Origin of the sequence: Paraplanobispora takensis (assembly GCF_016863195.1) — a bacterium.
Taxonomy (GTDB): domain Bacteria; phylum Actinomycetota; class Actinomycetes; order Streptosporangiales; family Streptosporangiaceae; genus Planobispora; species Planobispora takensis.
In genome coordinates, this window is the sequence record NZ_BOOK01000007.1 from 102,267 (window position 1) to 126,947 (window position 24,681).

Here is a 24,681-nt window from a genome sequence, read left to right on the forward strand (position 1 = left end):
GGTGCGCCGCGTCACTAGAGCGCGGCTTGCATCCGGGTTGACGTTCCAGCTCACCGCGGGCCCGGCGCGACGGCCGGTCCGTGTGAGGGGCCTCGCGGATCGCGGGTGTCCGCCGGGGCGGCCGGGATCAGGCGGGCAGGGCCGCCAGCAGGAAGGCCAGGCGGGCCGCGGCGTCCTCGATGTTGTCGGCGGTGCCGAGCCGGTAGCCCCAGGAGGTGATGAAGCCGCCGTCCGGGGAGCAGGTCACGGTCTCCATGAGGGTCTCGCTGAAGCGGTTGCGGACGCACACGTATGCCGGATCGCCGAGCGACACGTTCTGCAGGGACAGATCGGCGTGCGAACGGATCGCCGCGGCGAACCTCTCAAGGCAGGACAGCGTGTCGAGCATCGTGCTTCACCTCCGTCTTGCCGAGGATTGCACGATCTTGGGAGGTTAATCAAGCAATTGCGGTGACTGATTGGCGGATTGTCGAGCGAAATCATCGAGGACTCGCATGATGACCAGCCTGGCGTCCTCCCGGAAGGCCGCGATCTCGCCGAACTCCTCGAAGGCGCGCTCGTAGAAGGCGATGTCCTCGGGGTCGCGCAGGATCAGGTCCCTGGTCCTGGTCGGCACCGCGACGTGGTCCTGGTCGTAGATCCAGAATCCGTTGAGCAGGGCGGAGGGCAGGGGCGCCTCGAAGGGCACCACGCCGAACTCCACGTTGGGCAGCGCGGTCACCGCGAGCAGCCGGTCGAGCTGGCCGCGCATCACGTCCAGCGGGGCCAGGCGATAGCGCAGCACCGCCTCGGGCAGGATGAAGCGGAAGCGCTTGCTCTGGTCGTAGAGGATCTCCTGGCGCTGCATGCGCACCCGGATCGCCGCGTCGATCTCGTCGGGCGCGTTGTAGAGGCGCTTGATCCTGGTGAAGATGCTGCGGGCGTACTCGGTGGTCTGCAGCAGGCCGATGACGACGCCCGGCTCGAAGACCCGGAAGGTGGTCGTGCGCGCCTCCAGGTCGCGGATGTCCTCCTGGAGGGCCGCCAGGCCGCTGCGGTGCCGCTGCCGCCAGGAGTCCTGGCGTTCGAACAGGCCGTTGGCCTGCTCGATCAGCTCCTCCAGGACCTCGGGCGCGGCCTGTACGGCGCGCGCCCACCCGGTGACGTCGTCCTCCGTGGCGGTCTGGCGGGCGTTCTCGATCCGGGAGATCTTCGAGGGCTGCCACCTCAGGCGTTCGGCGAGCTCCTTGCCCGACAGGCCCGCGGTCTCCCGCAATCGGCGGAGCTGCGCCCCCAGCTCGACCCGGGCCTGCTGGAACCCACTCATAAGACCTCCCGTACGGTGCCGCACGAGGGTAGACCCGACGGGACGGAAGGTGCCATAGGGGCCGCCCCAATCGTGATCAACAGGTGACCCGCGGTCACTCAGGGGAGCGTCCGGCGGGTGTCAGGAGAGCACTTTGCGGGCGATGTCGATCAGCAGCTCCCGTGGGACCTCGACGGCGGTCTCACCGTCCAGGACGTGGCGCAGATCGGCCAGGGCGGCGGCGTCGGTGACGTGCAGCCCCTGGACGACGATGGTGCCCCGGTCGGTTTCGTAGAGGGAGGGGCAGGCCCCCGCCTCCGAGGTGGAGCCGAGAAACCGCAAACGCATGACTGTGTCCTTCCCCGAGCCAGCCTCATATTGCAATTGCGCGCAATCCTAAAGCCTGGAAGATCAGGACATCCATAAATCACGAAATTTCCCCGCCGCTCGCGGGTGCCGGGTCGTCGGCGTCAGGCCATCAGCGTCTCCGCTCTGGAGAACAGCGCGAGAGTGGTGGCGTGCAGCGCGTCACCGATGTCCTTGGGGGCCTTGCCCGCGCAGGCCCGCGCGTGGGTGCCTTCAAGCACGATGCCCAGCTTGAAGCAGGCCATCACGGCATACCAGTCGATGGCCGACAGGTCCCGGTCCGACAGGGCCGTGTAGCACGCGACGATCTCCTGCGCCGTCGCCAGATCGGCTATGCCGCCGCCGATGAGCCCCTGGCCGTCGGGGTCGGGCCAGGTGGCCAGCAGCCAGCCGAGGTCCAGCAGGGGATCGCCGACCGTGCACATCTCCCAGTCGACGATCGCCGCCACCCGCGGCCCGTCGTGGGCGAACATCAGGTTGGCCAGGTGATAGTCCCCGTGCATGATCCCCGGAGTGAAGTCCCGCGGCCGGTTGCGCTCCAGCCAGTCGGCGGTCCGGGCCAGTCCGGGGATGTCGGGGCCGGGATAGCCGTCCAGGGCCGAGTAGCCCTCCAGCTCGCCCGTCCACCGGGGGACCTGCCGCTCCAGGAACCCCTCGGGCCGTCCGAAACCGTCGAGCGGGGCTGGGTCCACCCGGCCGAGCTCCGCCAGCGCCGAGGCCGCCTCCAGCCCCATGCGGTGGCGGATCGCGGGGTCGCCCGCGTGCGGCTCCGGCAGCCCGACGGTGGCGTTGAAGCCGTCGACCGGCTCCATGAGATAGAAGACCGCGCCGCCCATGACGGTCTCGTCCGGGCAGGCGGCGACGAGCCGGGGCGCGGCGACGGGGGTGTCCCGCAGGACGGCGAGCACCCGGGCCTCGCGCCGGATCACCTCGTTGCTCCGGGCCCGCAGGTGCAGGGGCGGGCGGCGCAGGATGTACGGCACGCCGCCACGGGTCAGGCGGAGCATGACGTTCTGCGTCCCGCCCGCGACCGGCTCGACCGCCCCGAACTCCCCGCCGGGCAGTCCCTGCTCGTCCATCCACGCCCCGAGCACGTCCAGGTCGATCACGTTGACGTCGATGTGCGTGGAGGTCATGAGGACACCTAACCGAACGATGTTCTAGTGTTGGCGAATCTACGAGACCGCGCGGCGCGGGTCAATAGCACCCGCGCCGCCCCGGCGCCCGGGTGGCGGGAGCCGTGCGGGCGTCGTGAGAGGGACCCGGGACCGGATCACGCGGGCTGTACAGGCATCTTGAGAGGGACCCGGGACCGGACCGCGCGGGCCGTACGGGCGTCACAGGAGGGATCGGGGGATCTCCGTGACGGCGGCGCGCAGTTCCTCGCCCAGCGCCTTGGCCTGGGCGTCCAGGCGAGGACTGGCGGCGACGCCCCGGCCGAGGAGGCCGTGCACGACGAAGTTGAGCGCGAGCAGGTTCGGCAGTTCGAAGCGCTCGACCGTCAGCCCGGCCGTCGCGGGCAGGAGCTCTCGAAGGCGCCCGGCCGTCAGGTGACCGGCCAGCCACGCGAACTGCTCCGGGGTCCTCACCCAGACGCCGAGGTTCGCATTGCCCCCCTTGTCCCCGGACCGGGCCCCCATGATCGCCCCCAGCGGAGCCCGGACGATCTCCTCCTCGCCGCCCACCGGCGCCGATCCACTCCGTTCCCCCTCCCGCCGACCCGGCGCCGGTATGGGTGTCCCTCCGGAGACCGGGACGGCGGTGCTTCTGGCGTGCGGCGACGAGGCCGGGGCGGCGGAGGGGATTTCCCCGGCGGGGGGTGCGGGGGGAGCGTCCGGGGCGGGGAGTTCGCGGCCGTCGAGCCAGACGCGGGGCCGCACGGAGGCGGCGGGGACGAGCACGGGCCAGTAGACGCCGTACGGGGTGGCGTCGCCGGGAGGGGTGAGGCCGTAGAAACCGGGATAGCTCGCCAGGCCGGTCTCGACCACCGCGGAGGAGAACGCGCGGCCGGCCTTCCTCCGGTCGGGGTCCATCACGGTGATCCGGAGCAGGGCGGTCTCGGCGAGCGGGGTCAGCTCCGTGTGGACCTGTTCGAAGGACTCCTTCGGCACGCGGGCCCAGACGGCCTCCTCGGCGAGGCGGGCCTTGGCCTCGATGTCCAGGCCGGTCAGGACCAGGGTCATGGTGTTGCGGTGGCCGCCGAGATAGTTGACCGCGACCTTGAGCGTCTGCGGCGGGGCCTCGCCGCGCACGCCGGAGATCCGGACCCGGTCCGGGCCCTGCTGCTCCAGTGCGATCGTGTCGAAGCGGGCCACGACGTCGGGGCCGGGATAGCGGGGCGAGGCGATCTCGTACAGCAGCTGGGCCGTGACCGTGCCGACCGAGACCAGGCCCCCGGTGCCGGGGTGCTTGGTCACCACGCAGGACCCGTCGGCCTCCAGCTCCACCAGCGGGAAGCCGCAGCGCGCCGGGTCGGGCACCTCGCCGAAGAAGGCGTAGTTGCCGCCGGTCGCCTGGCAGCCGCACTCGATGACGTGCCCGGCGACGACCGACCCGGCCAGCGCGTCGAGGTCGTCGGGGCGCCAGCCGTACCGCCAGATGCCCGGTCCGGTGACCAGCGCCGCGTCGGTGACCCGGCCGGTGACCACCACGTCGGCCCCCGCCGACAGGGCCTGCGCGATCGGCCGTCCGCCGAGGTAGGCGTTGGCGGTCAGGGGTGCGGAGGGCAGCCTCTCCCCGGTGTCCATGTTGATCGCCTCGCCCGGCAGGCCCCACCGGCCCCGCTCCCCGCAACCTCCGCAGTCCCCGTCCGGCCCGCCGGCGAGCAGGTCGTCCCCGGTCACGTGGGCCACCCGCACCGCCAGCCCGAGCCGGTCGGCCAGCTCCGCCACCGCCGCGGCGCACCCGGCGGGATCCAGCCCGCCCGCGTTGGACACGATCTTGATGCCCCGGTCCACGCAGGTCCCGAGCACCTGTTCCATCTGCTTCAGGAACGTCGGCGCGTAGCCGGGGCGGCCCTTGAGCCGGTTCCCGGCCAGGATGAGCATCGTCAGCTCGGCCAGCCAGTCACCGGTGAGCACGTCGATCGGCCCGCCCTCGACCATCTCCCGCGCGGCCGACAACCGGTCGCCGTAGAAGCCGGAACAGTTGGCGACACGGAGCATCGGGTCCTCCCTCGGCCGTTCGGGACTGGAGCATTGTTCCAGACGGCCGGCCGGGCGGGTGCACCGGCTGCGGTCAACGCCACTGCCGCGCCGCACGGGCGATGTTGCGCGGCATCCGGCCGAAGATGAGGTTGTGGAAGGGGGCGATGCCCCACCAGTAGGCGTGCCCCAGCAGCCCGTGCGGATGGAACAGCGCGCGCTGCCGGTAGACGGACCGGGCGGGAGCGCCGGCCGGGGAACCCGCCCGGCCGGAGTCATCGGGGGCGGCAGGCCGAGGGGGGCGGTCCTGCGCAGGATCCGACCGGTCGGAGCCGTCAGGGGAGACCGAAAGCTCCAGCCAGGCCAGGCCCGGCAGGCGCATCTCGGCGCGCAGCCGCAGCAGCCTCCCGGGTTCGATCTCCTCCACCCGCCAGAAGTCCAGCGGGTCGCCCACCCGGAGCCGGCGGGGGTCGCGGCGCCCCCGGCGCAGGCCCACTCCGCCCATCAGCCGGTCGATCAGGCCGCGCGCCCGCCAGGCGACGGGCAGCGAGTACCAGCCGTTGGCCCCGCCGATGCCCTCGATCACCCGCCAGACCTGCTGCGCGGGTGCGGCCACGGTCAGCTCGCGTTCGTCGGAGTAGAGGCTGCCGCCCGCCCAGCCGGGGTCGGTGGGCAGGGGGTCGCTCGGTGCGCCGGGGGTGGAGGCGGAGGACCAGTGGGTGGCGACGTCGGCGTCCTTGATCTTGCGCAGCGCCAGCCGTACGGACTCCCGGAAGCCGATCAGCCCGCCCGGCGGGTCGGGGACGAAGCGGGCGACGTCGTGCTCGGCGCACACGGCCTCGTGGCGCAGCGACTCCACCAGGGGCCGGGCGATGCTCGCCGGCACCGGCGTGACCAGGCCGACCCAGTGACTGGACAGGCTCGGTGACAGGACCGGCACCGGGACGATCACCCGGGCGGGCAGCTGCGCGACCGCGGCGTACCCCTGCATCATCTCCTCGTAGCTCAGCACCTCCGGCCCGCCGATGTCGAAGGCCCGGTTGACCTCCCCGGGGACCTCCGCCCAGGCGGTCAGATAACGCAGCATGTCGCGGATGGCGATGGGCTGGGTGCGGGTGCGCACCCAGCGGGGCGTGGTCATCACCGGCAGGCGCTCGGTCAGATAGCGCAGCATCTCGAACGAGGCCGACCCGGACCCGATGACCGTCGCGGCCCGCAGCACCACGGCGGGCGCCGGAGCCCGCAGGAAGATCTCTCCCACCTCCGCGCGGGAGCGCATGTGCGCCGACAGCTCCCCGGAGGCGTGGGTCAGCCCGCCCAGATAGACGATCCTGCCCACCCCCGCCTGCGCCGCGGCCCCGGCGAAGGTCTCGGCCGCCCTGCGGTCGCGCTCGGCGAAGGCGGGACCGCCGGCCATCGAGTGGACCAGGTAGTAGGCCACGTCGGCGCCGTCCAGCGCGCGCCGCATCGCGCCGGGGTCGCCGACGTCGCCCGCCACGACCTCCACCTGCCCGGCCCACGGCAGGTCCCGCAGCCGCTGCGGACTGCGGGCCACGCACCTGACCCGGTGCCCGGCCTCCAGCAGTTGCGGCACCAGCCGCCCGCCGATGTAGCCGGTGGCCCCCGTCACCAGGATCATCCCCATGCCAGTGCTTCGTGCGTCACTCGCGGGGCGGTTGCACGGCAGGGGCCGGGATCCAGGCGGCGGGGCGCTTGTCCATGAAGGCGGCGATGCCCTCCTGGCCCTCGGCGGAGGTGAACCGCTGGGCCGACAGCTCGGCCATCCGCTGCATGCCCTCCTCGACGGAGAGCGACGGCACCTGCCGGACCAGCTGCTTGGTGATCGCCAGCGCCTCGGGGCCGCCGCGCAGCAGCATGTCCGCGTAGCGGGCGACCGTGGCGTCCAGTTCCCCGGCGGGGACGGCCCGGGTCAGCAGGCCGATCTCCTGGGCGCGGGCGGCGTCGAAGGTCTCGCCGGTCAGCAGGTACTCGGCCGCGGCCCGGGGATCGAGCCGCCGCAGCACGGTCACCGAGATCATCGCGGGCACCACGCCCAGCCGGACCTCGGTGAACGCGAACGACGCCGAGTCCGGCGCGACGGCGAAGTCGCACGCGGCGACCAGGCCGAGCCCGCCGGCGCGCGCCGTGCCGTTCAGGCGGCAGATGACCGGCTTGGGGCTGTTCCAGATCATGCTCATGATCTCCGGGAACGAGGCGGTCACCGGCGCCTCGTGCGCGTTGCCGGGCTCGACGCGCTGCTCCTTCAGGTCGGCTCCGGCGCAGAACACCGGCCCGGTCCCGGTGAGCACGATCACCCGCACGCTCTCCTCGGCCAGCGCCCAGTTGAGCCGGTCCTCCAGATCCCCGAGCAGGCGCACCGACAGCGCGTTGCGGTTGCGCGGGGAGTCGAGCGTGATCGTCGCGATCCCGCCGGACACCTCCTTGTGCACCAGCCGTTCCACCGGCCAGCCCCCGTCCCTGTTCACCCGGCTCGCTCCGTCCTCCGGCGCCGCGCGGCGCTCATGTCCGTTCCTCGATGACGGCCAGTACGGCCCCCGCCTCGACCTGGCGGCCGGGCGTCACGTTCAGTTCCTTGACCGTGCCCTCGGCGGGCGCGGTGATGCGGTGTTCCATCTTCATCGCCTCCAGCACCACGACCACCTGGCCCGCGGCGACCGGCTCGCCGGGCTCGACCCCGACGCGCAGCACCGTACCGGGCATGGGCGCGATCAGGGAGCCCGGCGCCAGGTGCTCGACCGGCTCGGGCAGGCGGGGCAGGGGCGTGAGCCGTACGGCGCCCAGGGAGGAGTCCACATATGTCACGCCGTCGTAGCGGGCGACCTCGAAGCGGCGCCGTACGCCGGAGGTCTCCAGGACGACCTCACCCGGCGCGGCGGCGACGAGGACGGTGTCCGGGAAGCCCTCGGCGCGCAGGCCGTCCCTGGTGAGCCGGTAGTCCACCGCCCACACCGCCGGGTCCGCCCCGTCGCCCGCCCGCTCCCCGCCGACGGTGAAGGACACGCGCTGCGGCTGGGACGGCACGTTGCGCCAGCCGCCGGGCAGCCCGGCCTGTACGGCGGCCGCCGCCCGGTTCGCGGCGGCCTGGGCCAGCGCGGCGGCCAGAGCGGACAGCGGCACGGCGGACGCCCCGGCGTCATGGCGGGTCTCTCCGCCCTCGGCGTCCCGCGGAGCTCCTGGAAGATCGCCGGGATCGCTGCCGGAGCCCGCGCCCGAGGACTCCGGCCCGGTGAGGCCGAGGACGGCGGCGTGCCGGTCCAGGAAGCCGGTGTCGGTCTCGCCCGCCAGGAACGCCTCGTGGCGCAGGACGCGCACCAGCAGGTCCCGGTTGGTGACGGGGCCGTGGATCCTCGCTCGGGCCAGGGCGCCGGACAGCCTGCGCACGGCCTCGGCGCGGGTCTCGCCGTGGGCGACGACCTTGGCGAGCATCGGGTCGTAGTGCACGCCGATCTCCGAGCCGTCCTCGACGCCGGAGTCCAGGCGCAGGCCGCGGGAGAGGGGGGAGAAGCGGACGCCCGCGCCGGGGACGTCGAAGCGGTGCAGGACGCCGCTCTGCGGGCGCCAGTCGCAGGCGGGGTCCTCGGCGTACAGGCGCACCTCGACGGCGTGGCCGCGGGGCTCAGGGGGAGCCGGCGGGAGCTCGGCCCCCTCGGCGATCCGGATCTGGAGCTCGACCAGGTCGAGGCCGTAGACGCACTCGGTGACCGGGTGCTCCACCTGAAGGCGGGTGTTCATCTCCAGGAACGCGACGGTGTCGTCCTTGACGAGGAACTCCACGGTGCCCGCGCCGACGTAGCCGATGGCCCGGGCCGCCCTGACCGCCGCCTCGCACAGGCGCGCCCGCAGCTCGGAGGAGACCGCCGGGGAGGGCGCCTCCTCGATCACCTTCTGGTGCCGCCGCTGGATCGAGCACTCCCGCTCGCCCAGCGCCCAGACCGTCCCGTGCCCGTCGGCCAGGATCTGCACCTCGATGTGCCGGGCGTCCTCCAGCAGCGGTTCGACGAAGACCGTCCCGTCGCCGAAGGCCGACTCCGCCTCCCGCCGCGCCGCCTCGATCGCCCCGCCGAGGTCGCCGGGCGCGCGGACGATCCGCATCCCCCGGCCGCCGCCGCCCGCCGACGCCTTGACCAGCAGCGGGTACGGCCATCCCCCGGCCGCGCCCCCGGTGGGGGAGTCCGCGGCGGGGACGGTGAGGCCGGGGAGGGTGAGGCTGGGGAGGGTGAGGCTGGGGAGGGTGGGGACGCCGGCGGCGGACATGAGGGCCTTGGCCTCGATCTTGGAGCCCATCGCGGCGATGGACGCAGGGCTCGGGCCCACCCAGGTCAGACCGGCGTCGAGGACGGCGCGCGCGAAGGCGGCGTTCTCCGACAGGAAGCCGTAGCCGGGATGGACGGCGTCCGCGCCACTGCGCCGGGCGGCCTCGACGACCTTCTCGATCGACAGGTAGGTGTCGGCGGGCCGGGCGCCGGGGAGCCGTACGGCGTGGTCGGCCTCGGCGGCGTGCGGCGCGCCGGCGTCGGCGTCGGAGAAGACCGCGACGGTCTCGATGCCGAGATCGCGGCAGCTGCGGAAGACACGGCGGGCGATCTCGCCCCGGTTCGCGACGAGCAAACGTGTGATCATGACGGTCACATCCGGAAGACGCCGAAGCCGGCGGGCTCGGGGACGGGGGCGCTGTTGACGGCCGACAGGCACAGGCCCAGGACGGTGCGGGTGTCACGGGGGTCGATGACGCCGTCGTCGTAGAGCCGGCCGGACAGGAAGAACGGCAGGGACTCGGTCTCGATCTGCGTCTCGACCATCGCCCGCATCGCCGCGTCCGCTTCCTCGTCGTAGACCTGCCCGCGTGCCTCGGCCGCGGCCCGGCCGACGATGGACAGCACCCCGGCCAGCTGGGCGGGGCCCATGACGGCCGACTTCGCGCTCGGCCAGGTGAACAGGAAGCGGGGGTCGTAGGCCCGGCCGCACATCCCGTAGTTGCCCGCGCCGTAGGAGGCGCCCATGACGACGGTGAGGTGCGGGACGGTCGAGTTGGAGACCGCATTGATCATCATGGCGCCGTGCTTGATGATGCCGCCCTGCTCGTACTCCCGGCCGACCATGTAACCGGTCGTGTTCTGCAGGAAGAGCAGCGGCGTGCGCGTCTGGTTCGCCAGCTGGATGAACTGGGCGGCCTTCTGGGCCTCCTCGCTGAACAGCACTCCCCGCGCGTTGGCCAGGATCCCGACCGGATAGCCGTGCAGCCGGGCCCATCCAGTGACCAGGCTGGCGCCGTACAGCGGTTTGAACTCCTCGAACTCGCTGCCGTCCACGATCCGCACGATCACCTCGCGCGGGTCGAACGGGATGCGCAGGTCCTCCGGCACGATCCCGAGCAGCTCGTCCTCCTCGTGCAGCGGATCGCGTACGGCTCCCGCGGCGCGGCCGCGCTTGACCCAGTTGAGGCCGCGCACGATCCGCCGCCCGATCCGCAGGGCGTCGTGCTCGTCGGCCGCCAGGTGGTCGGCCAGGCCGGAGACGCGGGCGTGCATCTCGGCGCCGCCCAGGGACTCGTCGTCGGCCTCCTCGCCGGTGGCCATCTTCACCAGCGGCGGGCCGCCCAGGAAGACCTTCGCGCGCTCGCGCACCATGACCACGTGGTCGCTCATCCCTGGCACGTAGGCGCCCCCGGCGGTGGAGTTGCCGAACACCAGGGCGATCGTCGGGATCCCGGCGGCGCTCAGCCGGGTCAGGTCGCGGAAGATCCGCCCGCCGGGGATGAAGATCTCCTTCTGGGTCGGCAGGTCGGCGCCGCCGGACTCGACCAGGTTGACCAGCGGCAGCCGGTTCTCCAGCGCGATGTCGGCGGCGCGGAGCGTCTTGCGCAGCGTCCACGGGTTGGAGGCCCCGCCCCGCACCGTCGGGTCGTTGGCGATGATCACGCACTCGACGCCCTCGACCACCCCGATGCCGGTGACCACGCTCGCCCCGACCGGGAAGTCGCTGCCCCACCCGGCCAGCGGCGACAGTTCCAGGAACGCCGAGTCGGGGTCGACGAGCAGCTCGATCCGCTCGCGGGCCAGCAGCTTGCCGCGGCGGCGGTGCCGTTCGACGTACTTCTCGCCGCCGCCCGCCACGGCCTTGGCGTGCTCGGCCTCAAGGCCGGCCAGTTTGGCGAGCATCGCCTCGCGCCGGGCGGGATAGTCGCCCGAGGAGGTGTCCAACCGGCTCAAGAACCGTCTCCCTTCGCCGTAGCCGGTGATCTCGTCGGACCGGCTGTGCCCAGGTCCAGAGCGTGCCACACGGAGCTACCCGTCGGTAAGGGAGGGCGGGTCACGGGGTTTGCGGTCAGCCGCAGTGGCTCCAGCCGCTCTTCCACGACAGCGAGCCGTACACGCCGCCCCAGATGACGCACTTCTTGGCCGCGGCGAGCCGTACCGGGCCCGCGTAGGCGGTGAAGCTGCCCGGGTTGCCCGCCGAGGCCCCGCCCTGCACCTGGAGGGTCGCGTTCATCTTGATCTTGCCGGGGACCACGTACCTGGACATGGTGACGACGCAGTTCTGCTTGCTCGTGGCGTTGTAGAGCAGGTGGACGGTCGCGCCGCCGAGGGCGTGGGAGTCGATCTGCTTGAACCCCGCTCCGCACACGCCCGCCGCCGTGTACGGGTTCGGCCTGGGCTTCGCCGTGGCCGTCGGCTTGACGGTCGCGGTGGGCTTCGGCGTCGGTTTGACGGTCGCCGTGGGCTTGGAGGTCGGCTTGACGGTCGCGGTGGGCTTCGGTGTCGGCTTGGGCGTCGGCTTAGGGGTGGGCTTAGGGGTCGGCTTGGAGGTGGGCCCGGACGTGGGCGTCGCGCTGGGCTTCGCGGTCGGGTCCTGCGTGCCGCTCCCGGTTTCGTCGCCGCCGTCGTCCCCGGCGTCGTTCTCCGTGTCGTCGCCGGTGCCGTTCCCGGCGCCGGAGGTCGGCCTCCCGGTCGGCCGCCGGCCCGGTTCGCTCTCCCGCTCGGCCCCCGGGTCGTCGGTGAGTTCGCCGACCGGCGCGGGCTCCTCCTCCTGCGGTTCGAGGACCTCCTCGCGCGGCTCGGGGGCCGTCGACTCCTGCGCCGGGGCCGGGTCGTCCGGGGTGGGCTCCGCGGCGGCCTGCGCGTCCTGCTCCCGGCCCGCCACCGGGTCCGCCGACGCGGCGATCCGTTCCGCCGAGGCGTTCTCGATGTTCTGGACGACGACCACGGTCCCGGCGGCCACGCCGAGCGCCGCCGCGCCCGCGATCCCCGCCAGCAGCAGGCCGGGCGGGCGCCGCCGCGCGGCCCCCGTCCGCGACGGCGCGGCGGGGGGCCGGGTGTCCGCGGCGGCGGGACCGGGCGCGAGGCCGGCGGCCGGGGTGTGGCCGGGCGCGGGACCGGGGCCCGGGACGGGGGTGGGGGCCGTGCCGCTCATCAGGTGGGCGACGAGCTGTTCGGCGGTCGGCCGCGCCGCCGGGTTCTTGGACAGGCAGGCCGCGACCAGGTCGCGCAGCGGGCCGCTCAGCCCCCTCAGGTCCGGTTCCACGGTCAGGATGCGGTTCATCACCGTGGCGATGGAGTCCTGGCCGAACGCCGGCGTCCCGCTGGCGGCGAAGGCCATCGTGACGCCCCAGGCGAACACGTCGGCGGCGGCCGTGACCTCGCCGCCGCCGAGCTGCTCGGGCGCGAGATAGGACGGCGTGCCCATGGCCATGCCGGTCGCCGTCATGCCGGGGGAGTCCAGCGCCCTGGCGATGCCGAAGTCGATCACCACCGGGCCCTCGGGGCCCATCAGCACGTTGGCCGGTTTGAAGTCGCGGTGCAGGATCCCCGCGCGGTGGATCGCCGCCAGGGCGGTGGCCGTGCTGACGGCCAGGCGCTCCAGCGCGGCCCCGCGCCGGGGGCCCTCCCGGTCGACGAGCTGGCGCAGGGACGGGCCCGGCACGTACTCGCTGACGATGTACGGCCGGCTGCCCTCCAGGTCGGCGTGCAGGACCGGGGCGGTGCAGAACCGCGCCACGCGCCGGGCGACCGCGACCTCCCGCAGGAAACGGGCACGGGCCTCGGCGTCGGCCGCCAGCCCGTGGTGCAGGAGCTTGACGGCGACCTGCTCGCCCTCCGGCCCCCGTCCGAGGTAGACGACCCCCTGGCCGCCCTCCCCGAGCCGCCCGGTCAGTTCGAAGGGCCCCAGCCGCCTGGGATCCTCCGCCGTGAGCGGCTGTACCACGATGACCCCCCGGCAAATACCTGCAAATTAGGCGATGTGCGGCAGAACGCTACCAGTGTGAGGGGTGGGGTGATCGGTACGACGGCGAGATCCCGGACGGAAGGCCAGGTGGGAGGCCCGGGGTCAGATCGCCTTGCCCGGGTTGAGGATGCCCAGGGGGTCGAACACCTGCTTGATGCCCTGATGGATCTCCCCGGCCACCGGCCCGGTCTCCAGCGCCAGCCAGCGCCGCTTCAGCAGGCCCACCCCGTGCTCCCCGGTGAGCGTGCCGCCCCGGCGCAGCGCCTCGCGGAAGACCTCGTCGGCCGCGGCCCAGACGTGCGGCGGCGGCTCGGCCAGCCCGTGCTCGAAGACGAAGACCGGATGCAGGTTGCCGTCGCCCGCGTGGGCCACGGTGCAGATCAGCACCCCGTGCCGGGCGCCGATCTCCTCGATGGCGGTGATCATGCCCGGCAGTTCCGAGCGCGGCACGCACACGTCCTCCACCAGGCAGGCGCCGAGCCGCTCCTTGGCCTGGTAGGCCAGGCGCCGCAGGCCGATCAGCTCCTCGGCCTCCGCCCGGTCGGCCGAGACCGCGACGAAGGAGGCCCCGTTCTCCGCGCACAGCGCGCTCATCCGCCCGGCCACCGCCTGCCCGTCCACCGCGTCCGACTGGGCGATCAGCATCGCCTGGACCGACGGCTCCAGGCCGATGTTCTTCCAGTCGTCGATGGCCTTCAGGGTGGCCCGGTCGAGCATCTCCAGCAGCGACGGCTGGCAGCCGTCGGCGATGATGGCCGCCACCGCCGCCGCGGCGTCGCGCGGCGAGCCGAACTCCGCCGCGATCGTCGCCGGGTAGGCCAGCGGCGCGCGGCGCAGCCGTACGGTGGCCGCGGTGATCACTCCGAGCGTGCCCTCCGAGCCGACGAACAGCCCGGTCAGGTCGTAGCCGGTGACGCCCTTGACGGTCCGCCTGCCGGTGTTCAGGATCCTCCCGTCGGCCAGCACGACCTCCAGGCCGAGCGCCGAGTCGCGGGTCACGCCGTACTTCACGCAGCGCAGCCCGCCCGCGTTGGTGGCCAGGTTGCCGCCGATCGTGGAGATCTCGTAGGACGACGGGTCCGGGGCGTACATCAGCCCGAACTCGCGGGCGGCCCGGTCCAGGTCGGCGGTGATGACGCCGGGCTCCACCACCGCGATCTCGTCGGCGGGCGACAGCTCCCTGATCGCCGTCATCCGGTGCAGGGCCAGCACGAGGCACCCCTCGGCCGCCGTCGCCCCGCCGGCCAGTCCCGTGCCGGCCCCCCTCGGCACGACCGGCACCCGGTGCTCGCTCGCCCACCGCATGACGGCGACGACGTCGTCCCGGCTCTCGGCGAGCACGACGGCCAGCGGCCTGCCCGGCTCCAGGAACGTGCGGTCCCGCGCGTAGGAGTCGGTCACATCGGGGTCGGTCAGCACCTTCGCGGGCGTGAGAACGGCGGTGAGTTCGGCGATAGCGGTCACATGGGGACTGTACGGCCTGCCGTCCCCACCTGAGGAAACGCAGTTATGTCACAACTTCTAGACATAAACAATTGATCACACTTTGACAACATAAGTCGGAGACTTTACTTCTCCTTTACTCTCTCCTCTAACGTCCCGGTCGGCACGCAATATCGGGCGTGCCGGGAACGTCCGCGCCCGGCGAACCCGGGCAGGGAGGGTATCCGTTGTCCATCAGAGGGAGAGGCGCTCGCAGGCGCCTGCTCGCGATCGTGCCCGTGCTCGGGCTGGCCGCCGCGGGACTGTCCGTGAGCGGCGCGTCGGCGCAGACCGATGACTCTGTCGCCCGCTACGTCCCCAAGGCGAGCGACTACTACATCAACTACGCCGATCCGCTCATCCAAAGTGACAGCACCACCACCGACGAGCGGTTCCAGCCGGGGTCCGCCAAGCGCTCGGGACTGGCGCAGGCGCGGGAGTACGACCGCAAGTTCGCCGAGGGCAACCCGGTCGCCGCCAAGATGCTCGCCTCGCGGGAGACCCGGGCGATCAGGTCGGGCAAGAACCCCTACGACTTCATCTTCAAGAAGGCGGGCCAGACCCAGCAGGCCAAGCTGCTGACCCTCCTGGTGGAGTTCAACGAGAACGCCAACGACGACTTCTCCGGCTTCAGCCGGCCGAAGACGATCGACGACGTCAACGACTGCATCACCGAGCCGCCGGGCACCAAGCTCAACGGCCCGCTGCACAACAAGATCCCCAACCCGGCCGACTCCGGCGCGGGCAAGGACAACAACACCATGTGGGTTCCGGACTTCAGCCCGGAGCACTACAACAAGATGCTCTACTCCGACAAGGGCATCACCAAGCGCGTGCGCATGGACCTGACCGACCCCCGGGACGGGCGCAAGGGCATCGACATCTCCGGCTACACGGTCAAGAAGATGTACGAGGAGATGTCCAAGGGCGCCTACACCGTCACCGGTGAGGCCATCGGCTGGCTCAAGGTCCCGCACTCGGAGGCCTGGTACGGCGCCGGCGCCTGCGGCACCCGGGCGCAGGACATGTCCGGTCACCCCGACAACCCGGCGGGTCCCGCCGCGCTCGGCGTGGACGCGGTCAACGTGCTGGCCGCGCAGAACCCGAACTTCCCCTGGGCCGACTACGACGTCGAGGACACCTCCGACGCCGACGGCGACGGCAACGTCCTGGAGCCGGACGGCGTGATCGACCACCTCGTGCTCATCCACGCCGGCGCCGACAAGTCCGGTGGCGGCGGAGCCGAGGGTCCCTACGCCATCTGGGCGCACTCCAGCGCCATCCCCGGCGGCTACACGATCCCGGGCACGAACAAGAAGATCTCCAACTACATCGTGCAGCCCGAGGACTCCGGCGTCGGCGTCGTCGCGCACGAGTACGGCCACGACCTGGGCCTGCCGGACTTCTACGACGCCACCGGCGGCGGCGACACCAGCGTCGACTTCTGGGACCTGATGTCCTCCGGCTCGCACGCCGGCCCGCTCATCCAGTCGATGCCGACCCACATGGGCCTGTACGCCAAGTGGGTGCTCGGCTGGGCGGACCCGAAGATCGTCAACCCCGGTGACCGCACGCAGACGGTGACCGTCGGCCAGGCCTCGCGCACGCCGAAGTACACCGCCGACGGCGTCCGCGTGAACCTGCCCGACAAGACCACCGTGATGGCCGTCCCGCACAGCGGCTCCAAGCTGTGGTGGTCGGGCAACGACCAGAGCTGGGCCGACGTCAAGCTGACCCGCACCGTCGAGGTCCCGGCCGGCACCGGCCAGAAGTTCTGGATGTGGAACCAGTACGCCATCGAGGCCGACTGGGACTACGGCTTCGTCGAGGTCTCCACCGACGGCGGCACCACCTGGAACGAGCAGAAGATCTACGACGAGTCCGGCGCGCTGGTCTCCACCGGTGACGACTACGCCGACCCGAACAAGCGGATGTCCGACTACGGCCGGACGGAGGACGGCCCCAAGAAGTACGGCCTGACCGGCGCCACGCAGGGCTGGCGGCACGACTACGTCGACCTGTCGCCGTTCGCCGGCCAGACGGTCCAGCTGCGCCTGCGCTACGCCACCGACGCCGGGTTCGAGGACACCGGCTGGTTCTCCGACGACTTCTCCGTCACCGCCGGCGACGCCACGGTGTGGAGCGACGACGTCGAGGGCGGCGACAACGGCTGGACCAACGTCACGGGCACCTTCACCGACACCACCGGCGCGGGCTGGAAGACCCACAGCGGCAGCCTGCAGAGCGTCCAGTACTACCTGGCCGAGTGGCGCAACTTCGACGGCTTCGACAAGGGCCTGCAGTACGCCTACGACACCACCTGGTCGCACCCCAACGCCTGGAAGGTGGAGAAGCTCAAGTACAACGCGCCCGGTCTGCTGGTCTGGTACCGCGACGCGGCCTACCCGGCCAACGACGGCGACGCCCACACCTTCGAGCTGCCCTCGGTCGGCCCCAAGGGCGAGATCCTCGTCGTCGACTCGCACTACGACCCGCTGCGCCGCAGCGGCGAGGCGGCCACGAAGGACCCGTCGCTGCTGAAGAACCTCCCCTCGCGTCCGCAGTCCTCCAACGCGGCGTTCACCTTCGGCAAGACCTACCCCTTCACCGAGTGCATCGAGGGTGAGCCCTTCACCCAGTACTGCACCAAGTTCCCGGCGCTCCCGGCGGTGAAGACCTTCACCGACGCCAAGACCTGGTACCCGGGTCTGGAGACCCGCGACGGCAGCCTGTACTACCGCCTGCGCGACGCCTCGGCGGTCGTGCCGTCCAAGGGCGGCCAGCCCTACAGCACCCGCGTCGTCAACGCCGACGGCAGCCCGGCCACCGAGCTGTACGGCACCGACATCGGCGGCGGCCACGTGCTGGGCAGCGGCAACCCCGGTGACGAGGGCAAGGAACTGGGCGTGCAGCTCAAGCTGGTCGCCCCGCTCCCGGCCAACCTCGGCGTGATCATCCAGGTGACCCCGCCCAAGAAGTAACCGTTCCCGACCAAGGGGCCCTGCCGCCGGAAGGCTGCGGGGCCCCTACCATTTACCCGGAGGATCTCAGGGAGAAGGGGAAGCGTGGGCGAGCTTCGCAGCAAGGCCGAGCACACCGAGGCCGTCCGGGCCGGGCGGAGGGTGTGCGTGGTGGTCAACACGCGTTCGCGGCGCGGGCGTCACCGCTATCCCCGGGTGCTGGACATCCTGCGCTCCGAAGGCTTCGACCTGCTCGGCGTCTTCCCGGTGGACGATCCCAAGCGCCTGCGCGCCACCCTGGACGCGGCCCTGGACGCCAAGCCCGACGTGCTCGTCGTCGGCGGCGGCGACGGCACGCTCAGCGCCGCGGTCAAGCACGTCGCCCACCGCGACGTCGCCCTCGGGGTGCTGCCGCTGGGCACGACCAACAACTTCGCCCGCAGCCTCGGCCTGCCGCTGGATCTGGCCGGGGCGATCCGGGTGCTGCGCACCGGCAAGGTCGCCGACATCGACCTCGGCATCGCCGGAGACCGGGAGTTCGCCAACCTGACCAGCTTCGGCGTCTCGGTCGAGGTGGCCGGGAAGGTCAGGCCCTGGCTCAAGCGCATCCTGGGCCGGGCCGCCTACCCGCTCACCGCCCTGACCATCCTGCCCGGCCACCGGCCCTTCCGCGCCTTCCTCACGGTGAACGGCAAGCGCCACGAGCTGCTCACCCACCAGCTCAACATCGCCAACGGCCGCTTCCACGGCGGCTGGCAGGTCGCCAAGGACATCAGCATCGACAACGGCATGCTGGTCGCCTACCAGCTCGGCTCGGGCAAGCGCCTGCGGCTGCTGCTGGAGACCCTGGTGCGGGCCAGCACCGGCCGCTGGCGCAGCCTCGCCGGCGGGCCCTTCGTCGTCGGCACCGAGATATACCTGGAGACCGATCCTCCGATGGCCGCCGACGTCGACGGCGAGGTGCGCCTGCTGACCCCGATCACGGTCAGGACCGTTCCCAACGGCCTGCGCGTGATGGTCCCGGAGAGCTTCGTCGACTCCTGACGCGCGGCCCGGGTGGTTGAAGCGCGTTCATCCGGGTAGCCGTCCATCACAGTCGATGGAGGAGACATGGCATCCCTGATATCCCGTATCCGCAGCTACCTGAGCACCCCGCAGGGGCGCAGGAACCTCGAGAAGGCCAAGACGATGGCGCGCGATCCGCGCAACCAGCAGAAGGTGCGCCGGCTCATCAGCCGCTTCCGCGGCGGCCAGAGCCGTTCCGTCAACCGCAGGCCGTACTGACCGCCGCCGGACCGGCCGGTCGCGGGACCGGCCGGCGCGGCCACGACGGGGCCGTCCAGCCGACTGCGGACACGGCGGGACGGCCTCTCAATCACCCTTGCCGGTGATGCGGCGCAGGGTCCGCCGGAACCCGCTCAACCGGGCGGGCGGCTCCTGCGGCGGGGCGGGGGGCGCCCAGGTCTGCGGCGGCGCGGGGTCCTGCGCCCCGGGTCCGCTCACGGGCCCGCCTCCGGCCCGCACCAGGGCGGCCAGCGCCTCGGCGGCCGAGGGCCGCTTGGCCGGGGCGTGGTCGCGCATGCGGCGCAGCAGGTCCATGACCTCGGGGGCGACGCCGCCCGTCGCGGTCCCCGCGTCCGGGCTCGCCGGCGGCAGCGCGCCCGTCAGCAGCTGGAAGGCGATCACCCCGGCCGCGTAGACGTCGGAGGCCGCCGTCATCAGCTCCGGCCTGGCCTGGCACTCCGGGGCCACGTAGTGGGTGTCCAGCACGTTGGGCAGCTCGTTGGCCACGGTGTGCGCCCGCGGACCGGGCTTGGCGTAGTCGAAGCCGGTCAGCATCGCGTGGCCGCCCTCGGCCACCAGCACGCAGGCGGGGCTGAGCGCCCGGTGCACGACGTTGTTGGCGTGGACGTGGGCGAGCCCGCGCAGCATGTCCGCCACGACGTCGAGCCTGGCCGCGGTCGAGAGGGCGTCGCGCCCGGAGCCGCCGAGGTACAGGTGCAGCGCCCGGCCGTGCACGTCGTCCAGGACCAGGACGAATCTGCTCTCGTCGTCGATCGCGAAGAAGTCCCGGGAGCGCACGACGCACGGGTGCGGCGGGATCCGGGTCAGGGACTGGTAGGCGTTGGCGATCAGCCGCCGCTCGGCCGCCCTGGGCTCGGGGTCGGCCAGCGGGTCGGCCCGGTAGACCCGCAGCAGGACCGTCTCGCTGCCCGGCACGGTCGCGTTGATCGCCCGGTACTCGGTGACCCGGTTGTCGCCGCCGAGCTCCTCCTCGACCTCCCAGTTGCCGAACCTGGGCGGCGCGGTGGAGCGGCGCACGCTGCCGTTCAGCGCCTCGATGATCGCCGTGCGGTACGGCGTGACGTCGGTGCTGTAGCCGCGCCTGACCCGGGAGACGTCGCCGAGCGTGCCGATCAGGCCCGTCAGGTCGGTGACGTGCCGCGAGTCGCGGCCGGCCGGGTCGACCAGCTGGGCGTCCGGGCCGGTCAGCACGACGACGCTGTCGACGTACACCCGCTCCAGCTCGCGGCGCTCGCGCATGAGCAGCCCTTTGAGCGCCCGGCCGTTGCCCCGGAGCTTGGTCACCGGGGACCCGAACGCGCTGCGCCGGGCCGGGAACCAGCGCGTGCCCGACACCTCGATCCGGCCGCGCGTGCCCTTGACGTCGATCACGCAGAGCGCGTGACCCGTCAGCACGATCAGGTCGACCTCGAAGACGTCGTCGTCGCGCGGCACCTCGATGTTGTGCAGCAGCAGCCAGTCGTGCGGCGCGTTGTCCCGCAGGTGCGCGATCACCCGTCGCTCGGCGTCGTTGACCGGGCGTCCGCCACCGACGATCTGTGCCATCCGAGCGCGCCGCCTCTCTCACCGTGATCCCAACGGAACCTCAACGGAACAAGGTTCCCATTGTCACGGGCATTCCCGTACCACCGCATCCGTCCCGCGGTTGATCTAGTGTGTCCGCCGTCGCAGGCTGACGGGAGAGGCGGGCTCATGGACTTCGGCGTGACGGTGGTCTTCGCGGTCACGGTGGTGGTGACGCTGGCCGGGTTCTCGATGATCGCGCGGCGGTTGCTGGACCTGAGGTTCGGAATGGTGCGCACGCTGCTGGCCGGGGCGCTCGCGCTCGTGATCGGCGGCCCGCTCATGCAGGCGTTCGCCGGCGGGATGGACCCCGGCGACCCCGGCCTCACCCCGCTGTGGTTCCTGCTGCTGGGCGTGGTGTGCGCGCTGCTGGCCGGGCTCGTCTTCCTGGTGGTCGCCGAGGTGCTGGTGCCGCAGGGGACGTTCCCCGGGCCGCTGGAGGCCGCCCGCGGGATACGCCGCCGGGTGGTCCGCTCCCGGCGCTATCTGGCGATCACCCGCATCTTCGTACGGCACGGCCTGGGCCCCTACCTGCGCGGCCGCGATCCCGGCCTCGGCGGTCCCTCCGGCCGGGCGCGCCTGGCCAGGTCGCTGCGTGAGGCCCTCGACGAGGGCGGCGTCACCTTCGTCAAGCTCGGCCAGATCCTGTCCACCCGCAGCGACCTGCTGGCCCCGGAGTTCGTCGAGGAGCTCCGGCTGCTGCAGGACCGGGTGACCGCCGCCCCGTGGGCGGAGATCGAACCGGTGCTCGTCGCCGAGTTGGGCGGGCCGGTGTCGGAGACGTTCGAGGAGTTCGACGGCGAGCCCCTGGCTGCGGCCTCGATCGCGCAGGTCTACCGGGCCCGGCTGAGGACAGGCGAGGAGGTCGTGGTCAAGGTCCAGCGGCCCGGGATCGCCGCCGTGGTGGAACAGGACCTCGACATCGTGGCCCGCCTGGCCCGGTCGCTGGAGCGGCGCACCCGGTGGGGCCGGGCCTTCGGTGTGGCCGAGCTGTCGCTGGGGTTCGCCGCGGCGCTGCGCGAGGAGCTCGACTTCCGCGTCGAGGCCGCCAACATGGCCGCCGTGGCCGCGGCCTCGGCCGGCGAACCGGTCCGCGTGCCCGCGCCCCGCCCCGAGCTGTCCGGCCGGCGGGTCCTGGTGATGGAACGGCTGGACGGCGTGCCGTTCGGCGGCGCCGTACCGGAGGGGGCCGACGGGCGGGAGCTGGCCAGAACCCTGTTCGAGACGCTGCTGCGCCAGATCATGCTGCACGGGATCTTCCACGCCGACCCGCACCCGGGCAACATCATGCTGCTGTCCGACGGGCGGCTGGCGCTGCTCGACTTCGGCTCGGTGGGGCGGCTGGACGCCTCCCTGCGCGCCGCGCTGCAGCGCCTGCTGCTCGCGATGGACCGGGGCGACGTGCTGGGAGTGGGCGACGCCCTGCTGGAGGTCGTGGCGCGGCCCGACGAGATCGACGAACGCGGGCTGGAACGCGAACTCGGCCGGTTCATGGCCCGGCACCTGACCGCCGGCACCGTCCCCGACGTGCAGATGTTCGGCCACCTGTTCCGGATCGTCTCCGCCCACGGGCTGGCCGTCCCGCCCGAGGTGGCCGCGGTGTTCCGGGCGCTGGCGACGGTCGAGGGCACCCTCGCCCGGCTCGCCCCCGGCTTCGACGTGGTGGCCGAGGCCCGGGCCTTCTCCACCCGCCACATCGCCGAGCGGAGCACGCCGGACCGGCTGCGCGAGACGGTGGTGCAGGAGGCCCTGGGCCTGCTGCCCATGATGCGCCGCCTGCCCCGCAGGGTGGAGCGGATCGTCGGCGCCGCGGAGAACGGCCGGTTCGGCGTCAACGTGCGCCTGTTCGCCGACGAGCGCGACCGCCGTCACGTCACCGGCCTGCTCCACCAGGTGCTGCTCACCATCCTGGCCGCCACCACGGGGATCATGGCCGTGCTCCTGCTCGGCACCGACGGCGGCCCGGCCGTCACCTCCACCGTCAGCCTGCTGCAGCTCCTCGGCTACAACCTGCTGGCGGTCAGCGCCATCCTGGGCCTGCGCGTGCTGGTGGTCGTCCTGCGGTCCGGCCGCTGAGCCCGCCCGGCGGGCCCGGACGTCCGGACCCGGACGCCGAGCCCGGGCCACGGGGTCAGCGCGCTCCTCTGCGGGGGCTGACGAGCCCGGTCTCGTAGGCCAGCGCGACGGCCTGGGCGCGGCTGGACAGGCCCAGCTTGGCCATCGCCCGGTTGAGGTGGGTCTTGACCGTCGCCTCGCTGACGCACAGCTCGTCGGCGACCTCCGCGTTGGACAGCGCGCGGCCGACCATGCGCAGGACCTCCGCCTCGCGGGCGGTGAGCGCGTCGAGGCCGGGATCCTGGACGAGGGAGGAGCCGCGGCCGTTGGTGTAGGCCTCCACGAGGCGGCGGGTCACGGTCGGGGCGAACAACATGTCGCCCGCGGCGATCGTGCGCACTGCGGCGATCAGCCGCTCCGGCGGGGTGTCCTTGAGCAGGAACCCCGAGGCCCCGGCGCGCAGCGCGTCGTAGACGTACTCGTCCAGGTCGAAGGTGGTCAGGATCAGCACCTTCGGCGGCGGGTTCCCGGCGGCCAGGATGCGCTCGGTCGCGGCGATGCCGTTCAGGCCCGGCATCCGCACGTCCATCAGGATCACCTCGGGCCGCGCGGCGGCGGCCATCCTGACGGCCTCCTCGCCGCCGGAGGCCTCGCCCACCACCTCCAGATCCGGCGTCGCCCGGATCAGCGCGGCGAAACCGGCCCGCACCAGGATCTGGTCGTCCACGACCAGCACCTTGATCATTGTCTTCCCCGCCCGTCGGATCCGTCCACCGGCCCCGGCTCGCCGGGCTCGCCCTTGGGGGGCGACAGAGGCAGCGTGGCCGCCACCTCGAACCCGCCCTCCGGCCGCCGCCCGGAGATCACCGTGCCGCGGTAGAGCCTGACGCGTTCGCGCATCCCGATCAACCCGTGCCCGTCCTCGCCGGGCGTCTCCCGGCAGGGTCCGTCGTCGGTCACCGTCACGCGCAGCTCCTCCCCGCCGTAGTGCAGCCGGACCGTGGCCCCGGCGCCGAGCGCGTGTTTGATCACATTGGTCAGGCTCTCCTGGACCACCCGGTAGGCGCACAGCTCCACCCCGGGATTGAGCGCCCGGGGGCTGCCGGTCACCTCCAGCTCGACCGGCACCCCGGCGGTGCGCACGCGGTCGACGAGCTGGCCGAGCTGGCTCAGGCCGGGAGTGGGGTCGTAGACGGCGTCGTCGCCGCGCCCGTGGTCCAGGCGGAGCACCGCCAGCAGCCGGCGCATCTCCTCAAGCGCCTCGTGGCTGGTGTCGGCGACCGTGGCCAGCGCGGCCCGGGCCGTGCCGGGGTCGCTGGCGAACACGTAACGGGCCAGCCCGGCCTGCACCGAGATGACCGACATGTGGTGGGCGACGATGTCGTGCAGCTCCCCGGCCACGCGCACCCGCTCCTCGGTGACCGCCCGCCTGGCCCGGTCCTCCTGCTCGCGCCGCAGCCGCTCGGTGAGCTCGGCCAGGCGCCGGTTGCGCTCGGCCAGCCTGCGGGTGCCCAGACCGAGCGCGCAGGTGATGCCGACGATGGCCAGGCCCTGAAGGGCGTTCAGCAGCGCCATGCCGTCCTGCGCGGTGGCCGCGGCCCACCACCACGCCACCGTCGCGACCGCCGCCCCGGCCGTCATGACCGGGAGCGGGCGCAGGGCCGCGACGCTGTACAGGACGAACAGGCTGGAGAAGTTGTTCACGTCGGCCTGGTAGCCCAGCGCGTGGTGGCAGATCGAGGCGGCCGAGCAGACCAGCAGCGCGGTCATCGGGACGATCCTGCGCACGGCGATCGGCAGGTTCGCCGCGCAGGTCAGCAGGACCGCCGCCGCGTCCGGCCGCCGCCACGTGCCGCTGCGGTCGGAGGCCGCCCACACCAGGGTGATCGCGGTGAGCGCGACGGCGAACACGGCGTCCACGAGCCCGGGGTCCACCCCGCCCGCCCGTTTCACCAGCGCCGTCCATGCCCGCATCCGCGCATGCTAGCCAGCCCGGCCGGGTCCTCTCATCCGGTGTCCGGTTGAGGACGCGTACCGCGGGAGTTGTACGGCGGGGCCGCGCCTACCGCGCGGGTCGCGGCCGGATCAGACTCGCGAGCGATGCGGGGGCGGCGGGAACGATCTACCGTTGACCCGTCGCCGGGTGATCGATGACGTCCGCCCCGCGCGCGGCGGCGCCGTACGCGCGCCGTCGGAGATCCGGACGGGGGCGATCTCCGAGGTCGCGACCGCGTGACGGACGGCGGGCGCGGCCCCGAGCTGTGGCCGGGACCGGAGG

General features: G+C 72.8%; 18 protein-coding genes. 4 read left to right on the forward strand and 14 right to left on the reverse strand.

Annotated features, from left to right (window positions below):
* Positions 1 to 127: 127 nt before the first annotated feature.
* The 11 genes from Pta02_RS06490 to Pta02_RS06540 form a co-directional block, all read right to left on the reverse strand.
* The gene (locus Pta02_RS06490) at positions 128 to 388 is read right to left on the reverse strand and encodes a hypothetical protein (RefSeq protein WP_203873763.1); all 261 of its coding nucleotides are present in this window, start codon (positions 386 to 388) and stop codon (positions 128 to 130) included.
* Positions 389 to 433: 45 nt separating this feature from the next.
* Entirely contained in the window at positions 434 to 1,306 is an 873-nt protein-coding gene (locus Pta02_RS06495; RefSeq protein ID WP_203873764.1) for a helix-turn-helix domain-containing protein, read from the reverse strand.
* Between the two features lie 120 nt (positions 1,307 to 1,426).
* Positions 1,427 to 1,633 (reverse strand): hypothetical protein, encoded by a 207-nt coding sequence (locus Pta02_RS06500; RefSeq protein WP_203873765.1) that lies wholly within the window; start codon positions 1,631 to 1,633, stop codon positions 1,427 to 1,429.
* A gap of 122 nt (positions 1,634 to 1,755) precedes the next feature.
* Positions 1,756 to 2,787: a phosphotransferase family protein gene (locus Pta02_RS06505; RefSeq protein WP_203873766.1), complete on the reverse strand. Its 1,032-nt coding sequence runs from the start codon at positions 2,785 to 2,787 to the stop codon at positions 1,756 to 1,758.
* A gap of 201 nt (positions 2,788 to 2,988) precedes the next feature.
* Entirely contained in the window at positions 2,989 to 4,815 is a 1,827-nt protein-coding gene (locus Pta02_RS06510) for an acyclic terpene utilization AtuA family protein (RefSeq protein ID WP_203873767.1), read from the reverse strand.
* A gap of 73 nt (positions 4,816 to 4,888) precedes the next feature.
* Positions 4,889 to 6,439, reverse strand: a complete 1,551-nt coding sequence (locus Pta02_RS06515) for an SDR family oxidoreductase (RefSeq protein ID WP_203873768.1) — start codon at positions 6,437 to 6,439, stop codon at positions 4,889 to 4,891.
* Positions 6,440 to 6,455: 16 nt separating this feature from the next.
* A complete protein-coding gene (locus tag Pta02_RS06520) occupies positions 6,456 to 7,280 on the reverse strand; it encodes an enoyl-CoA hydratase-related protein (protein WP_203873769.1) in 825 nt (274 codons plus the stop codon).
* Between the two features lie 34 nt (positions 7,281 to 7,314).
* Positions 7,315 to 9,435 carry an acetyl/propionyl/methylcrotonyl-CoA carboxylase subunit alpha gene (locus Pta02_RS06525; protein ID WP_203873770.1) on the reverse strand — a complete coding sequence of 707 codons (2,121 nt, stop codon included), beginning with the start codon at positions 9,433 to 9,435 and terminating at the stop codon, positions 7,315 to 7,317.
* A gap of 5 nt (positions 9,436 to 9,440) precedes the next feature.
* Complete coding sequence (locus tag Pta02_RS06530; RefSeq protein WP_239129756.1) at positions 9,441 to 10,973, reverse strand: acyl-CoA carboxylase subunit beta; 1,533 nt, start codon at positions 10,971 to 10,973, stop codon at positions 9,441 to 9,443.
* Positions 10,974 to 11,139: 166 nt separating this feature from the next.
* A complete protein-coding gene (locus Pta02_RS06535; protein ID WP_239129743.1) occupies positions 11,140 to 13,017 on the reverse strand; it encodes a serine/threonine-protein kinase in 1,878 nt (625 codons plus the stop codon).
* Positions 13,018 to 13,140: 123 nt separating this feature from the next.
* Complete coding sequence (locus tag Pta02_RS06540) at positions 13,141 to 14,502, reverse strand: FAD-binding oxidoreductase (RefSeq protein WP_203873772.1); 1,362 nt, start codon at positions 14,500 to 14,502, stop codon at positions 13,141 to 13,143.
* Between the two features lie 206 nt (positions 14,503 to 14,708).
* On the opposite strand from Pta02_RS06540, the gene Pta02_RS06545 reads away from it, so the two are divergent.
* From Pta02_RS06545 to Pta02_RS06555, 3 genes are all read left to right on the forward strand, one after another.
* Positions 14,709 to 17,501, forward strand: coding sequence for an immune inhibitor A domain-containing protein (locus tag Pta02_RS06545; protein ID WP_203873773.1), 2,793 nt, complete (start codon positions 14,709 to 14,711; stop codon positions 17,499 to 17,501).
* An 84-nt stretch (positions 17,502 to 17,585) separates the two neighbouring features.
* Entirely contained in the window at positions 17,586 to 18,524 is a 939-nt protein-coding gene (locus Pta02_RS06550; RefSeq protein WP_203873774.1) for a diacylglycerol/lipid kinase family protein, read from the forward strand.
* A gap of 66 nt (positions 18,525 to 18,590) precedes the next feature.
* Positions 18,591 to 18,764, forward strand: a complete 174-nt coding sequence (locus Pta02_RS06555) for a hypothetical protein (RefSeq protein WP_203873775.1) — start codon at positions 18,591 to 18,593, stop codon at positions 18,762 to 18,764.
* A gap of 87 nt (positions 18,765 to 18,851) precedes the next feature.
* Here Pta02_RS06555 and mads6 read toward each other — a convergent pair whose 3' ends face one another.
* Positions 18,852 to 20,330, reverse strand: a complete 1,479-nt coding sequence (mads6, locus tag Pta02_RS06560; RefSeq protein WP_203873776.1) for a methylation-associated defense system protein kinase MAD6 — start codon at positions 20,328 to 20,330, stop codon at positions 18,852 to 18,854.
* Between the two features lie 147 nt (positions 20,331 to 20,477).
* Here mads6 and Pta02_RS06565 point away from each other — a divergent pair, with 147 nt between their 5' ends.
* Positions 20,478 to 22,424, forward strand: a complete 1,947-nt coding sequence (locus Pta02_RS06565) for an ABC1 kinase family protein (RefSeq protein ID WP_203873777.1) — start codon at positions 20,478 to 20,480, stop codon at positions 22,422 to 22,424.
* Between the two features lie 55 nt (positions 22,425 to 22,479).
* Here the strand turns inward: Pta02_RS06565 and Pta02_RS06570 are convergent, their stop codons facing one another.
* A complete protein-coding gene (locus Pta02_RS06570; RefSeq protein ID WP_203873778.1) occupies positions 22,480 to 23,148 on the reverse strand; it encodes a response regulator in 669 nt (222 codons plus the stop codon).
* Entirely contained in the window at positions 23,145 to 24,377 is a 1,233-nt protein-coding gene (locus tag Pta02_RS06575) for a sensor histidine kinase (protein ID WP_203873779.1), read from the reverse strand. Before Pta02_RS06575 ends, Pta02_RS06570 begins: the two co-directional genes overlap by 4 nt.
* Between the last annotated feature and the right edge of the window lie 304 nt (positions 24,378 to 24,681).

Excerpts from the sequence above, each read along its gene's own strand:
- Pta02_RS06510 (WP_203873767.1), bottom strand. The coding sequence starts at position 4,815 with ATGCTCCGTGTCGCCAACTGTTCCGGCTTCTACGGCGACCGGTTGTCG.
- Pta02_RS06570 (WP_203873778.1), bottom strand. The coding sequence starts at position 23,148 with ATGATCAAGGTGCTGGTCGTGGACGACCAGATCCTGGTGCGGGCCGGT.
- mads6 (WP_203873776.1), bottom strand. The coding sequence starts at position 20,330 with ATGGCACAGATCGTCGGTGGCGGACGCCCGGTCAACGACGCCGAGCGA.
- Pta02_RS06565 (WP_203873777.1), top strand. The coding sequence starts at position 20,478 with ATGGACTTCGGCGTGACGGTGGTCTTCGCGGTCACGGTGGTGGTGACG.
- Pta02_RS06505 (WP_203873766.1), bottom strand. The coding sequence starts at position 2,787 with ATGACCTCCACGCACATCGACGTCAACGTGATCGACCTGGACGTGCTC.
- Pta02_RS06525 (WP_203873770.1), bottom strand. The coding sequence starts at position 9,435 with ATGATCACACGTTTGCTCGTCGCGAACCGGGGCGAGATCGCCCGCCGT.
- Pta02_RS06515 (WP_203873768.1), bottom strand. The coding sequence starts at position 6,439 with ATGGGGATGATCCTGGTGACGGGGGCCACCGGCTACATCGGCGGGCGG.
- Pta02_RS06575 (WP_203873779.1), bottom strand. The coding sequence starts at position 24,377 with ATGCGGGCATGGACGGCGCTGGTGAAACGGGCGGGCGGGGTGGACCCC.
- Pta02_RS06495 (WP_203873764.1), bottom strand. The coding sequence starts at position 1,306 with ATGAGTGGGTTCCAGCAGGCCCGGGTCGAGCTGGGGGCGCAGCTCCGC.
- Pta02_RS06555 (WP_203873775.1), top strand. The coding sequence starts at position 18,591 with ATGGCATCCCTGATATCCCGTATCCGCAGCTACCTGAGCACCCCGCAG.
- Pta02_RS06530 (WP_239129756.1), bottom strand. The coding sequence starts at position 10,973 with ATGCTCGCCAAACTGGCCGGCCTTGAGGCCGAGCACGCCAAGGCCGTG.
- Pta02_RS06490 (WP_203873763.1), bottom strand. The coding sequence starts at position 388 with ATGCTCGACACGCTGTCCTGCCTTGAGAGGTTCGCCGCGGCGATCCGT.
- Pta02_RS06500 (WP_203873765.1), bottom strand. The coding sequence starts at position 1,633 with ATGCGTTTGCGGTTTCTCGGCTCCACCTCGGAGGCGGGGGCCTGCCCC.